Genomic DNA, 14,416 nt, shown 5'->3' on the forward strand with positions numbered 1-14,416 from the left:
TCGCGGCACCGACTGATCAGGAATCGTTCGTCCGCGGATCTGGTCGCGTGGATCCCATTTCCGGCCTACTCGCCGGTCACTGGTCTTGATCGTCCTCGGGCGGTGGGATCAGGATCATAGGGGAGACGCCTCCCTGGTTCACGCAGTCCTGAGCAAGATCGTGGACATGTCGGTGGTACTCGTGGTCGGTGCCGGCGGCGTTCACGGTGACCTCGACGGGCGTGAAGCGGTGCAGCGGGATCGAGGTGATCTCGTCGCTGAGGAAGTTGCCCTGCGTGAGGATCGTCAGTGGCTGGGTGCCGGTCCAGTGGATGGTGACGCGGACGTCGTACTCGTCGTTGCTGGTCGTCTGCGCGGTCGCCCGGACCAACGCCATGAGATCAGCGACAGCGCACTCGATGGCTGGGGACGTCACCTGCCAGCCGTCGCGGTACGTGTCGCGGCCCGCCCGGTGTGCACCGACGGCGGTCGTCACAGTCACCGAGCCGTCGTGGTGGATGCTCACCCACGACTCCTTCCACCCGTAGCCATCGCTCGTGGCCATGTCCCGGGCCACCCAGCGCCGCAGCCCCGGACGAGGGTTCAACCGATCCACACTCTCCAGAGGACGGAAGCCCCGGTTTGGCGCATAGGTAAACGTCAGTCTCTCCGCTGTCGAGATCACCTCGCGCGCCGCGTCACGGCTTGGACGATCCCCGACACGCGGGATCCTGGGATGAGCGGCCCCGACCAGCCATGCACGCTTGTCGGTGTCACGGCCGGCAACCGCATCGCCGACGAGCGCGTCCAGAGCCTCGGTCGCGTGGCGACGCTCGTCGAACCGAGCGCGGTACATCGCCTCGATCTGCCGTTCCTTCATCCACACCGTGTCAGCACCGTTACGGACCGGCGCGCCGAAGTACTCGCCCCGATAGATCAGATGAGGACCGTCCACGCTGGCGGGGACCTCAACCACGACCGCCCGCTTCCCCGCAGCCCCGAGGAGATGCACGGTCAGGCCGAACACAGGTGGAGAGATCGCGGTGATCGCGGCGCTGCGCAGCGCCCGTTCGTGGACCTCCGTGCACTCGCCCACATCGACGCGCCCCGTCGCAGCCTTCTCCGTCTCGGTGACCCCGTAGACGACGAGGCCGCCGCCGCTGTTCGCCATCGCCGCCACGTCCTTGGGAAAGTCCGTCTCCGACAGGCCCCTCGCCGGCGGAAGCTTCTGCTTCCAGTCCAGGTCGTCCGCCTCCACCACGCCGGCATCTACCGCGGCCTGAAGGAACTCGTCGGTCAACGGACCTGGCGTGAACCCACCAACACGATGCAGCGCTGTGAAGCTCATGCCGCCAGCGTAGGGACACCTTCCGACATCCCCCGCTCGATCGTCACGGCGACGGATCATGAACTGGATAGCCGCGGCGCGTCCAGCGTGTTCGGCGCCGGGGCAGGAAAGCCACGTGACCACCACCAAACTGATGATCAATATGACGGGGCGTCGAACATGCGAGACCGGTTAGCGCCTGCATGGCGCCGCGTGATGCCAGCCCACCGAGGCCGAGCAGCGAAACCTCTCCGCAAGGCGGAGATCATCCACCGCTCGATAGAGATCAACTGAGCCCTCGATTGCGGCCGAGTGATTGTGAGAGAACACGGAAAGGTCTACGGCGCGACACACCGGGCCCGCAGGCCCGACGAGGAGGGGGGCACCGGCACGCGGCCTCGCCAGGAATGCGTCGACGGGTGGAGATGTCCTCGATGTAGAGCTTGACCCGAACGCCCCGCAGTCGAGTTGAACAACCTGGTCCACGGCATCGCCGAAGAGGCCGTCAAGGAGCTTCCCTACCTCCTGAAGCGCGCCGACACGAAGCCGGCCCCACCGACCGATGCCGCGCCCGCGGCGGTCCCGCACACCGCGCAAGCCGAGTCCCGTCTCAGCAGGGCTGACCCAACGAGGACGACGACGAGTAGGCCGAAGGCTACACGTGGCAGCCAAACTGGTCCTGACGCTCGCCATGCGGTCACCTGGACGCCCTCAACCCACGCGGTCACTGCTCGGTGAGGTCTCGGACGTCCCAGCCCGCGTTGATCATCGTCTCCGCGTACCGCTTGCTGCGATCGCGGTGGGCGGCGAGCACCAGCAGGTGGGTGGGGCGCGTCGCTGCGACGAAAACGAGCTGCACAGCGGTCTGGACACTCTTCGACTCCTGCTGGGGGTCGCCCCCCTCGGCGATGATGCGGAGCGCCTCGGTCACGTCGTACTTCTTGCCGGTCTTCTCCAGACACTCCAAGATCAGCGTCGCCGCATGGGTCTCGCCCTTCGCGCTCTGGATGGTCCCGGCTACGGCCCGCACCGCTGGCACTGCGGCGGAGCTCCTGGAAACGTCTCCCGCTCCTGTGACTGCCTCGGCCGCCGGGGTGAAGTCCAGGCCAACGGCCTTCAGCGATTGGCCGGCGAGCAGGTTCATCTGGACTGTCAGGCGCTCGGTGACCACGCCCCAGTTCACCTCGTCGAACATGGCTGTGTGGGCGAGGAGTTCGCGAAGCAGGATCCGCACTTTGCCACCGGGGGTCGTCGCAGACCTTTCCAGGCGGCCCAGCGTCGGCAGCCCTTCACCGGTCGGAGGCGTGAAAGACGCGCGTACAGCGTTCCACAACTCATCGGCCGCCTCGTGGCTATCCGCACCGGACCTCCACTGGGCCCCTGCCGCGCGGGCCGCGTCGATCAGAGCGCGGGAGGCCGAGGAGCGGGCGGGCGGAGTATAGCCGGGAACATAGCAGGAGATCGACTGTGGGTAGACCTGGGAGGACCCCCGGCCCTGCCGCGCGCCCAACACACGCGGCGGACGCCTGGAAAGGACGTCCTCGGGGACGATCGCGGCAGCCATGCGTTCGAAGGTCGACACGACATCGATTGCTGTGGCCTTGTCGAACAGCAGTACCGCCACCCGGCCGTCGGGACCGGCGCCATGGATCTGCTGAGGGCGCCGGACCGCCAGACGGCTGGCCAGAGCCGCGATCTGCGGTCCGAAGCGGCGGCTGACCGGCAGCTCCGCGGCGCCGGCCAGCGGAAACGCCAGCGCGGGCCCGCTCGCGGCGCCGGCGTCACTGAAGATGCCCTGGTTGGTATCGCCTACCCGCTGCACCACTGAGGGCGAAGAGGCGAAGACAAGGTCCAGCAGTTCGTGCTGGGTAACGCTGGTGTCCTGCATCTCATCGAGGAGAACGAACGGGAAGCGCGCGGATACGGCCGGGATGATGCCTGGGTGCTCGGTGAGGTACCGCTGGGCGATGGCGTACATGTCCTGGTAGCGGAAGACGCCTTGCCAGGCCAGCCTCCGCTTGAGGTCGGACAGTTGCTTTCCGCTGGCCGTCTCGGGGCCGCAGGGGGGTTCCTTGGTCGCGCCGGTGACCACGAGCTCGCCGCCCCTGTAGGTGAACGTCGCCCCGCTGACGATGCTGGTGCCGTCGCGCTGGCGTTCCAGGTAGCTGCGCAGGGTGGAGTAGTCGGGGTGCCGCAGGAGCCGGAGCGATGCGGTCTCGAAGGCCGCGTCGTCGACGACCCGGACCTCGACGCCCTTGGCCCGCACGGCCGGAAGCGCGAAGAAGGTGTGCACGAAGGACTGGATGGTGCCGATGAAGTGCGGGTAGCGCAGCAGGCTCCGCCCCGCAGCGAGGGAGGCCACCCGATCGGCGATCTCGTTCTTGGCAGTGTTGGTGTGCGACAGCACGCAAACCCCGCACGTCACGGAGTTCCATGCGTCGGCCATGAGCGCGAGCTTGAGCCCGATCAAGGTGGTCTTGCCCGATCCCGGAGCGGCCTGGAGGTCCTGTGTGGTACTGCTCTGCAGGAAGTCCCACTGCTCGTCGTCGAGCGGGTCGAGTCCGAGGAGCTTGAGCATGGCCTCCACTTTGTGCGTCGCGAAGGCATCTCTATCGGGCAGGTAAGTGCCGGTCACGGAGTCACCTCGCCACACAGGTACTTAAAGGCGTCGACCAGATAGGATGGGACGTCGCTCTCCGTCAGCGGGGTGGAGTCGAGAAGCTGCGCGGCGAACTGCGCGGCGATCGACTTGCTGGCGTAGTTGAGCCTGAGCGGCCTGTAGATCGTCAGGGCAGCCTGTTCAAGAGTGAGTTTTTGGCTTTCCCACTCATCGACATCCTCGTCGGCCCGCGCGGTAACCTCACCAATTTTGGCTGCGTCCGGCCAGGACTCTTTTGCGACCGATGCGAGCCTGACCGCACGGTGCATCAGCCTGGCCATGGTCCAGGAGGTGACGGCGAGGTCATACTCCAGCGTCCACCAGTTCGACACGAAGGTCTTCACCGGCCCGCCGTCGTCGCGGGCGAGGCCCGCGACGTGCGAGACGATCTCCTGCTCCGCCATCTCGCCCCAGCACTTCAGCTTGCCGCGCATCTCCTCCGAGGTGCCGACGGGGACGAGATCCCGGTCGCGGATACAGGCGACGGGAACGGGGATCTGCTCGCCGGAGCGCTGGAAGACGCGGCTGTACCGGAACAGGCCGACGTGACCGACGTTGACCACACTGACACCGTGCTCGTGGAAGGGCATCCCCAGAGCGTCGGCGAGCGCGGGTAGGAAGATCGCCTCGGCGTCGCCCTCGACCATCGCCAGACCCCGGGCGAAGAACATGTTGGCCTTGGTGACGTCCAGGAACCGGGTCAGGAACGCATAGTCCTGGCCGGTCAGACGCGTGATATCGCTCCGCAGCGGGAAGGGGCGGCCCCTGGCGACGAGGGTGAGGCACTCGACAGGCGTCGACGAGGCGAGGTTGGGGCTGTGGGTAGTGAGGATGACCTGGACCGGGGCCCTGCCATCGTCCTGCGGCCACTGGGCCTTGTCGCGGAGCAAGGCCATGATCCGGGCCTGGAGCTGGGGGTGGAGATGCGCCTCGGGCTCCTCGATCAGCAAGAGGGGTGCCAGTTCGCTCTTACCCAGCAGGAGAAGCTCCGCGGCCATGAACAAGGCGTTGTTGTAGCCGAGCCCTCGGCGCGTCCACTCGTCGGACTCAGCGAAGAGATTCAGTTCGAGCCGTTCCAGCGCGCGGGCCAGCGTCGCGTCGGTGGCGACGCTGATCTCGGCGCGCAGGACGTCGGCGCCGATGGCAAACCGCCGCAGGTAAGCCGAGTTGATGTCCTGGCTCACCTCAGAGACGGCATCGTTGCATCGGATGTCGTGCTCGGCGCGACGCAGGATCCCCACCAGAGTGGACGGAGGGTCATCGCCCTCGGGGTCGTAATCATCGACACCTTGGTCCTTCATCGCCGGATAGCCGGCGAGGATCTGGGACAGCCGTGATCCGCGACCCGAGCGCAGTTCCGCCTCAGCATCACGCAGGGGGCGCAGGTAGGTGGCGCGCAGGAGTTCGCGCGCGGCGCCGTCCAGGGCAGGGCCGTTGCCATCCGGTCCGGTCCGGGTGGTGACCGAGACCCGGTTCCGGACCGGGTCCATACGCTGGGCCTTGAACGTCACACAGAGCCAGGCGGCGCCGCCCCGGCCGTGGGTGAGCAGTTCCAGGAAGACCGCCTGCTCCTCGGTCGACAGAGCGGTGAACCCGCACACGATGGTGAAGGTCTCCGCCCGCCCGTTTTTCCCAAGGTGGAAGTCGTCCTGAGAGACCCGGTAGTAGTCCGTCGCCGCAGTCTGCAGGCACAGCCGGATCGCGTCGATGATCGCCGTCTTCCCACTGTCGTTCTCGCCGACGAGCACATTCGTCCCGGCTGTGAACGACAGGTTCAGCGACGCGTCCGTTTCGCCGTCACTCTGGGCCGCGGCTCCGAAGACCCGGAAGTTCTCGACCCGAAGATGCGCCAAATACACAAATTCCCCCGCCGACGGGGCCGCGGCGCCCTCTTCTCCAGGAAGGAGTCCCCCGAGCTGCCCGGCCCATATCGATATTGCCGGCATCCTATGCACCCCGGGCTCGCCGCCCGGCCGCGGGGGCCGGCAGTCATGCGGGAAGGGGTAAGAGTCCCGGGCATCTCGTTGGCCCGGACAGCTGTGCTCCTGCGGGCCACCGTGATGGTCTTGCGGCGGGAGACCTGCCACCCCAGCGACGGCGTCTCACCAGGCTCCATCCATGCCAAGAAGGCATAACTGTCCCTGAGACACATCTGCCTCCACCGAGCAGCAGGCTCGCCGGCCTCCACCTCCGCACCTCCACGGTCTGGATCAAGGAGCTTGCGCAATCATCTTGATCACAACCAATACGCGGCCTTAGTCGCGGCAGCGATGCCCGTTCGAGCCGAGGGGTCCTGCCACCTGGCGCGGTGCCCAGGTGGCAGGACCCCTTCGGGTCGTGCGGGGCTGCGGTCAGGCCGCGCGCTGCTGGGGATCAGGACTCGCGGGTGGCATCGGCTGGGGCGGGTGGAGCCGTGTCGGACGCCCGAGATCACTGTCGGCTGTGGAGCTGTCCGTCAGGGGCTTGGCCGTGGGAGGCCAGAGGCCGGTCAGCTGGCCCAGGCTGAGGCGACCGGTGGCGGGCCGGGTGAGGGGAAGCCAGCGGGTGAGGGTGGCGTCCAGGTGCTGGTCGGGTTCGGCGAGGTCCGCGGCCGTCGTCGCGACTGGTACCCGCGCCGGGCCATCAAGGTTGCGCAGCGCTTCGGTGAGGACCTCGCGGAGGCGGGCTTCGCGGCGCAGGGTGGTAGTCCAGATCAGGACCGGCGTGTGGATACGGGTCGTCTTGGCGAGCCGGTCGTAGGCGTTAATTTTGAAGGTGAGGCGGCGGAGCGCTTCGGTGCCGAAGTCCAGTTCGAGGAACCATTCGACCTCGGCGCGGCCCTGCACCCACCGGCCGTACGCGTCGGGCCGCACGATGTCCCCGAACGAGCGGGCGCAGCGTTCCTCCGACCACCAGGCCGCCAGCCGGCCCGTGGCCTCGGGCTGGCGGGCGTGGTGGATCAGCCGGGTGAACATGCCGTTGACCGCGACGCGATGCGCCAGGTGCAGGGAGTGGGCGAGGCCCATGGCCCGGTCATGCTGGTAACCGATCTTCTTCGGGTCCAGGCCGTCCTCATGCGCGAGGACGGCCGCACCGGCGACGTCTGGGACGTAGTGCATAGGCGACAGGCCACTGACGGCCAGCGGCTGGAAGCGGTCGAGGACTCTCCAGCGGTACAGCTCCAGCAGGCGCAGGTTCGCCGACCGGCGGGTGACCCAGCCAAGCTCGACGATCTGGTGGGTGGTCAGCACCCGGTGCTCGTGGATCATCCGGGTGATCCACCGGTCCCGGGGGGTGAGGTGGCGGACCAGCCACAGCTGGTGCTCACTGCTGGACGCGACGCGGGCGGCGGGTCGGGTGTAGGTACGGCGGCCGAGATAGGTCTGCTGCGGAGGATTCGTGATCACGTCGAGGGTCTCCCAATCGGCTGATCATGCGGGCGGAGGTAGGCGAACAGATAGGCAGAACTGGCAGACAGCCGTGACCGGTCGGGGGGTGAGCGGGCTGGCGTGTCCGCGCCCGGACACGCCAGCCGCCAGCACACGAGGTCAACCCCCGTCCCGCCCGTCGGGGCGGGGGCCGTCATCCGACCGCGGCCAGCACACCCGTCCCGGCCGGATCCACCGGACCGAGATCGACCATGTCGTCATCCGGCCCGACCGCCGCCAGCAACCTGTCCGCGGCCCCGTCGTCGGCATCCGACGCGAGCGCGGCCGTACCGACCTCGGGCAGATCGGCGTTGGGGGCGTGTTCCTCCAACACTCGATGGGCCTCGGTGCGTAGCTGCGTGACCAGAGCCCGAGCCCGCTTCGAGCCGACCTTCAGCCGCTTGCGCAGCTCATCCGAGGAGATCGGCCGACGGTGCTCCTCCCAGTAGCGGGCATCCTCACGCCGCGCCCGGTCCAACAGCGAACCGTCGAGCACCATGGTGCTCGACCGGCCGGGAACGCGCTGCGACGGAACCGCCGCCGCCTCGGTCTGGGGACTCTCGCCTCCAGATGGCGCCGACACGGTGGTGGACACCGTTGCCCCATCGGTCTCTGCCGGCCGGGACCCGGACTGAGAGATCGCGGCGTCCTGTAGGAGGGGGTGGAGGGTGATGGGGTGGCGCATCGCGCGCAAGAGCCCCGGGCCAACCTCCGACCAGCCAATAAGCAGCGCCGGGCCGACCGCGTCGAACGCGGCCTTCCCGTAGTCCCCCGCGATCACCGGCTCGGCGATGTTCAACGCCAGCGTCACCACGCTGGAGAAGACCAGCAGCCGCCGCGCCGGACGCAGCAGCTCCGGCGGCGCGCCTTGCACCGCCAGCTGCCGTGTCCCCAACAAAAGGCCCACCACGGACAAGTCGACCGCCGGAGCCACCAGCGGCGCGACCCAGACCGGCACTCCCAGACGCAACCCGAGCTGGAAGACGTTGCCAAACCCGAAGGCAAACGTCAGCCCGACGACCACAACCATGATCACCGTGACGAGGGTGACCGCCACGTCACTTCCTGCCGCCGACCGCACCCCAGCCGGACCATCCGTCATGGCGGCGCCATCCGCGGCCATCAGGCACCGCCCCCGGCCAGCGCCCGCGCCGCTACCGGCCGGGATCCGTCACTGGGCGTGATAGGTGCAGGTACACGGGCGGATACCACCAGGCTCGTTTTGGCCCGGTTCTGCGTGGATGCTGTACGAGCCTCCCCCGGGGTACGAGTTGGCTCCGCATGCTTGCCGCCTGTCGGCGGCTGCGCCGGAGCCGCGACTTCACCGGGGGGGTCGAACCCCCCCGAACCCCCCCGAACCCCCACGGCGGCGACGTTGGTGGCGCGGGCCGGGGGCTCGCACTCCGTCAACTGGTCGTGGAGCGCCAGCCCGCGCCGCCCACGGTGGCGGCGCCCAGTGGGGCGTGCCCACCGGCCAGGCGGCGGCGGTCGCGGTGAGCGACCTCCTGGCGCAGCAGCGGGATCAGCTCCCGGCCGAACGTCACGGTGTCGTCGTACAGCTCGAAGCCGCTGAGCAGCACCGTGCTGACGCCGAGGTCGACGTACCGCGCGAGTTCCCCGGCGACGGTGTCGGGCGTCCCGACCAGCGCGATCTTGTTACCGCCGTAGCCGGTCGCGGTCGCCAGCGCCGTCCACAGCGCACGGCCGTGGTGCTCGCCGCGCTCGGCCGCGCGCAGCTGACGCTGGAATCCGACCGCGGGTTGCTCCGCCGGCTGGCCGTCGAGCTCCTTGGGCGCTCCGAACTGGGCCAACCGCTGCCGGGTGACCGCCAGGATCTGCCGCGCCCGCTCCCAGGCGACCTCCTCGGTGGCCCCGAGGATGACGCGGAAGGACACGCTGACGCGCGGTCCCTCGACGCGGCCGGCGGCCTGCGCGCCCGCCCGCACGTGCCGGATCTCCTCGGCGATCTGGTCGAGTGGCTGGCCGAAGAACGCGTGGACGTCGGCTTCGGCGCCGCCGACCTGGTATGCCTGCGGGGAGGACCCGGCGAAATAGATCGGGATGCGCGGCTGCTGGTACGGGCGAGTGGGGGCGGCCGCCCGTATCCGGTAGAAGCGGCCGTCGTGGTCGAAGGGATCGGTCGCGGTCCAGGCGCGCTTGAGAATCCGCAGGTACTCGCCGGTGCGCTGATAGCGGCTGGACTTGTCCAGGTAGTCCCCGTCCCGGCGCTGTTCGGCCTCGATCCCGCCGGAGATGGCGTGCAGCGCGACCCGTCCGCCAGTGAGCTCGTCCAGCGTCGCGAACTGCCGCGCGGTGACGGTCGGCTGGACGAAGCCCGGACGGTGGGCGATCAGGAAGCCGAGCCGCTCGGTGTGCGCGGCCGCGTAGACGGTGACCGGAAGCGGGTCGGGAATGACCGAGGTCAGCGTGACGAGCACCCGGTCGAAGTCGGCCGCCTCGCTGGCCTGGGCAAACCGGCGCAGGAAGGGGCGGTCGACGAGCGGGCCGCCCGGGCTGATCTCCGAGCCCCTGTTGGTGAGCAGGCTACCGATGATCTCGATGGGCATGATGGCTCCGTGACGTTGCGCGGGGTGACGTTGCGCGGGTGGCCTCGCCGGCCTGGCTCGCGGCCGCGTGCTCGCGTACCTCGGCGAGCAGGGCGCGTAGCCGACCGTCGAGTTCGTAGCCGTCGAGAACCAGCGTCGTCGCACCGGCCTCGACGTGGTCGATCAGGGTGTGTACCTCGGTGTCGGAGGTCAGGGTGAGCGTCATACCGAGGTCGGGACGCCGCGCGGAGACGAGAGCCGCATCGGCGCTGCCGGGGTCCGGGACCTCCTCGGCGCTGCCGCGGTTGTCGTCCGGCCCGGTGGCGGTCACCGGTACCGCGGCGGGAGCGAGATCCGCCGGCAGCAACCATACGTCCGCCTCCTCGCGGGCGAACCGGACTGCTTCGTCCCCCGACCCGCCGATGTAGACGGGTATGTGGCCATGGACCGGCGGGACGTGGTTGACGTAGTGCTCCACCCGGAAGAAGCGGCCCACCACGTCAACCGGGTCACGCGCGGCCCACGTGCGCCGCAGCAGGCGCAGGTACTCGAGGTCGCGGGCGCGCACGTCATGGTGGGGGACGACGTCGCCGTCCCGGCGCCGTTCGTGCTCGGGCGCACAGACGGGCAGGTACACCGCGACGCGGCCGTCGCTGAACTGGTCGAGGCTGGCCAGGGCACGCGCGGCCACCGTTGGCTGGGCGAGGCCCGGGCGGTGTTCGACCAGCAGGCCGAGGCGCCGGGTGTGGACCGCCACGTGGGCGGCGACCTGATGGCTGTCCGGCGCCGCCGGGCCGGCCGGTACCAGCACCCGGTCGAAACCAGCCGCCTCGTGGGCGTCGGCGAGTCGCCGCAGCGCGTCGGACCACGCCCGGGGGGAACCGTCGACCTCCCGCCCGGCGGAGGGCAGCACCCCGACCAGTTCAACCGGCATGCTCCACCTCGCCGTTCGGTCCGGAGGCCTCAGCGCCAGCGCCCGCGGCGTCGGAGCCCTGCGCGTCGGAGCCTCCGGAAGCCGGCTTCGTCTGGTGCGGCGCCGTGGCGGCCCGGGAACGTGGGTTCGTCCGCGCCTCGCCGGGGCCGGGCAGGCGCGGGGCGGCCTGCAGCAGCGCCCGCGTGTACGGGTGCCGCGGATTGTCGAAGACCATCTTCGTGTCCCCCTCCTCCACGATCTCGCCGTCCCTCATGATCGCGAGCTGGTCGCTGATCTGTGCCACGACGGTGAGGTCGTGGGTGATGAACAACATGGCGATTCCCAGTCGCCGTTGCAGGTCGGCCAGCAGGTCGAGGATCTGCGCCTGGACCGACACATCCAGCGCGGAGACCGGCTCGTCGCAGACCAGCACCTCGGGCTCCACCGCGAGCGCGCGGGCGATGGCCACCCGTTGTCGCTGGCCGCCGGAGAGCTGGTGTGGCCGACGGGCGGCGAGGCCAGGGTCAAGACCCACCGTGGCCAGCAGATCGGTCGTCCTGTCCCGCCGTGCCCGGCGCCCCAGATCAGGCAGGGCTTCGGCGATGATCCGACTGACGGTGTGGCGGGGGTCGAACGCGGCGTGGGGGTCCTGCTGGATCAGCTGGATGCGACGTCTGCGCCGGCGCCTGGCCCGCTCCGTGGCCTCGGACCACGGGCCGCCATGCAGCAGGACACGTCCTGTGTCCGGCGCCGTCAGCCCCATCACCATCCGGGCCAGAGTGCTCTTGCCCGAGCCGGACTCGCCGACCAGTCCCACCGTCTGGCCCAGGCGCAGCGACAGCGACACGTCGGCGACCGCGCGGTGCCCACCGAAGGACCGGGTGACCCGGTCCACCGTGACCACCGGTTCGCTCTCGGGCACGGCGGGGCGGTCGTCGCGCCGCCGGCGAGCGATGTCCAGCAGGTACTTCGTGTAGGGGTGCCGCGGATCGTCGATCACCTGGTCGCGCAAGCCGATCTCGACGATGCTCCCGTGGCGCATCACCGCGATCCGGTCGGCCAGCCTCGCCACGACGGCGAGGTCGTGACTGATCAGCACCATCCCCCGGCCCTGTGCCGTGACCTCTCCCAGCAGGGTGAGGATCTGGTCCTGGATGAGCACGTCCAGCGCCGTGGTCGGTTCGTCCGCGATGACCAGATCGGGCTCGGCGACCAGGGCGGAGGCGATGAGGGCACGTTGGCGCAGGCCGCCGGAGAGCTGATGGGGGTACTGCCGGCTCCTGGCCGCCGGGTCCGGGATGCCGACCTCCGCGAGCACCCGCAGTACCCGGTCGTGCTGCTCGGCGCTGCTGCCGCGCCGGTGCAGCCGCAGCGGCTCGGCCACCTCCTCCTCGATCCGGCGCAGCGGATCCAGGGCGGTCAGCGCGTCCTGCAGCACCATGCCGATGTGCCGGCCACGAAGCGCCCTCCAGTCACGTTCCGCGAACGGGCGCGCATCGTGGCCGCACAGATTCAGGGTCTCGGCGCCGACCCGGGCCGTGCTGCCGGCGAGGCCCAGCAGGGACCGGGCGGTGACGCTCTTACCCGAGCCCGACTCGCCGACCAACGCCAGGCACTCCCCGGGCTCGACGCTGAAGGAGACGTCGCGCACGACCGGTGGTTCGTGGCCGAACGCGACGGTGAGACCAGCGACCTCGACCAGACTCACCGGACACTCCTCGCCTGCAGGCTCCGTCCGAGCAGCGTCGTCGACAGGACGACGAGGACGATCGCGGCCCCGGGGAACACCGCGATCCACCATGCGTTCGCCAGGTACGACTGGCCCTCGGCGAGCATCACGCCCCAGTCCGGGGTCGGCGGCAGTGGCCCCAGGCCCAGCAGACTGAGCCCGGCCGCCGCGGCGACTGCCGTACCGGTCCCGAGCGACGCGAGCACGATGACCGGCCCGCCCACGTTGGGCAGCACATGGCGAGCCAGGTACCGCCATGGCGGCACACCGAGGACCTTCGCCGCCTCGACGTACTCCGCCCGCAGCACGCCGAGCGCCTGTCCTCGGACCAGGCGGCCGTAGTAGGGCACCGCCGCCACCCCGATCGCCACCGCGACCTGGGTGGATCCCGTCCCGATCAACGAGATGACCAACAGCGCCAGCAGCACCTCGGGAAACGCCAGCCAGACATCGGTCAGACGCATGATCACGGCGTCGATCAGCCGGCTTCCCGCGGCGGCGGCAAGTCCGAGCACGGAACCCCCCGCCGCCCCGATGGCGGTTGCCACCAGGCCGGTGAGAACCGAGTAGCGCGTGCCGTACACCACCCGGGAGAAGACGTCCCGGCCCAGTTGGTCGGTGCCGAAGTAGTGATGCCAGCTCGGCCCGGCGAAGGTGTCCCGCACGTCGTTGGTGTCGGACGCATACGGCGCGGCGACGCCCGGCGCGAGCAGAACAACAACGATCGCGGCTGCCACGAGGACGCCGACCACGAGCGCGGCGAGCCGGCCCGCTCTGCTCAGCCTCGGCAGGGCCGGACTCTCCACTATCTGTGAGGTCGCCGCGCTCATCGGGTGACCGGCTCTCGCAGCCGCGCGTCGATCACCGGATAGAGCAGGTCGGCGACGGTGTTCGCGGCCACGAACACGGCGGCGGCGAGGATCACCACGGCCGAGACGACCGGGGTGTCGCGGTGCCGCACCGCCTCCACCAGCACGCTTCCCAACCCCGGCCGGGAGAAGACCTTCTCCACCAAGACCGCCCCGCCGACGAGAGTGCCCAGCACCCACGCCGACATGGTGGTGGCGGGTAGCACGGCGTGGCGCAGGGTGTGCCGCAGCAGCAGACCCAACCGGCCGTGCCCCCGCGCCCGGGCGCTGAGTACGAACGGCCTGGCCTGCACGAGATCGAGCTCCTGGCGCATCACCTGGGCGAGGACTCCGGCGATCGGGACGGCCAGGGCCAGCGTGGGCAGGACGAGGCTGGACACGCCGTGGTCGCCGAAGGCAGGGAACCAGCGCAGGCTGAAGGAGAACAGCGACAGCAGCAGGATGCCGAGCCAGAACGGCGGCACCGCCACCGCGAGCGTCTCCAGCACCGAGGTCGCCGTCCGCACGATCCGGCCCCGGCCCGTGAACGCCACCGTCATCCCGAGGGCGATCAGCAGGCCGATCGCCGCAGCGCAGAGCGCGAGCTCCAGGGTGGGCCAGACCTGCCCGGACAGCACCCGGGACACCGGCTCGTCGCGCTGGTAGGACCGGCCGAGATCGCCGGTCGCCAGGTTCGCCAGCCGGTGCAGATACTGCGCCGCGAGCGGCCGGTCGAGCCCGTACTGGGCGGCGGTCTGGGCCCGCAGGCCGGGCAGGTTCGCCGCCTGGGGGCCGAGGATGGCGTCGAGCTGGTCGCCGCCCGCGCACGCCACGGCGAAGAACGTCACCGTGACCGCGCCCCACAGCACCAGCACGCCGGTCAGCGCCCGGCGCAGCAGGAAACGCAGCGTCGGGGTGAGCGGTAGCGGGGCAGGGCTGCGCGAAGGTCGCGTGGTGTGACGATCTGTCGCGTTAGGTGACCATGAACTGGAGTGCCCGGTGGCGGTC

Annotated in this window: 10 protein-coding genes; all 10 read right to left on the minus strand. The window is 70.0% G+C overall.

Annotated elements, in window-relative coordinates; translation table 11 throughout:
* Nucleotides 1-76: 76 nt before the first annotated feature.
* Nucleotides 77-1,327, minus strand: a complete 1,251-nt coding sequence (locus MXD95_RS13200) for an AlbA family DNA-binding domain-containing protein (protein WP_250640895.1) — start codon at nucleotides 1,325-1,327, stop codon at nucleotides 77-79.
* 703 nt (nucleotides 1,328-2,030) lie between these two features.
* On the minus strand, nucleotides 2,031-3,941 hold the full coding sequence (locus MXD95_RS13205; RefSeq protein WP_250640896.1) for a UvrD-helicase domain-containing protein: 1,911 nt from the start codon (nucleotides 3,939-3,941) through the stop codon (nucleotides 2,031-2,033).
* Nucleotides 3,938-5,911, minus strand: a complete 1,974-nt coding sequence (locus MXD95_RS13210) for an ATP-dependent nuclease (protein WP_250640904.1) — start codon at nucleotides 5,909-5,911, stop codon at nucleotides 3,938-3,940. The genes MXD95_RS13205 and MXD95_RS13210 overlap by 4 nt, the downstream gene beginning before the upstream one ends.
* Before the next feature lie 405 nt (nucleotides 5,912-6,316).
* Entirely contained in the window at nucleotides 6,317-7,351 is a 1,035-nt protein-coding gene (locus MXD95_RS13215; RefSeq protein ID WP_250640897.1) for a replication-relaxation family protein, read from the minus strand.
* Between the two features lie 175 nt (nucleotides 7,352-7,526).
* Nucleotides 7,527-8,474, minus strand: coding sequence for a hypothetical protein (locus tag MXD95_RS13220; RefSeq protein WP_251078302.1), 948 nt, complete (start codon nucleotides 8,472-8,474; stop codon nucleotides 7,527-7,529).
* Nucleotides 8,475-8,778: 304 nt separating this feature from the next.
* A complete protein-coding gene (locus tag MXD95_RS13225; RefSeq protein ID WP_250640899.1) occupies nucleotides 8,779-9,939 on the minus strand; it encodes an LLM class flavin-dependent oxidoreductase in 1,161 nt (386 codons plus the stop codon).
* Entirely contained in the window at nucleotides 9,917-10,852 is a 936-nt protein-coding gene (locus MXD95_RS13230) for an LLM class flavin-dependent oxidoreductase (RefSeq protein ID WP_250640900.1), read from the minus strand. The genes MXD95_RS13225 and MXD95_RS13230 overlap by 23 nt, the downstream gene beginning before the upstream one ends.
* Nucleotides 10,842-12,539, minus strand: coding sequence for a dipeptide ABC transporter ATP-binding protein (locus tag MXD95_RS13235; protein WP_250640901.1), 1,698 nt, complete (start codon nucleotides 12,537-12,539; stop codon nucleotides 10,842-10,844). Before MXD95_RS13235 ends, MXD95_RS13230 begins: the two co-directional genes overlap by 11 nt.
* Nucleotides 12,536-13,390: an ABC transporter permease gene (locus MXD95_RS13240; protein WP_250640902.1), complete on the minus strand. Its 855-nt coding sequence runs from the start codon at nucleotides 13,388-13,390 to the stop codon at nucleotides 12,536-12,538. The genes MXD95_RS13235 and MXD95_RS13240 overlap by 4 nt, the downstream gene beginning before the upstream one ends.
* On the minus strand, nucleotides 13,387-14,283 hold the full coding sequence (locus MXD95_RS13245; RefSeq protein ID WP_250640905.1) for an ABC transporter permease: 897 nt from the start codon (nucleotides 14,281-14,283) through the stop codon (nucleotides 13,387-13,389). The genes MXD95_RS13240 and MXD95_RS13245 overlap by 4 nt, the downstream gene beginning before the upstream one ends.
* Between the last annotated feature and the right edge of the window lie 133 nt (nucleotides 14,284-14,416).

The sequence above is a fragment of the Frankia sp. AiPa1 genome, from assembly GCF_023243075.1.
Taxonomy (GTDB): domain Bacteria; phylum Actinomycetota; class Actinomycetes; order Frankiales; family Frankiaceae; genus Frankia.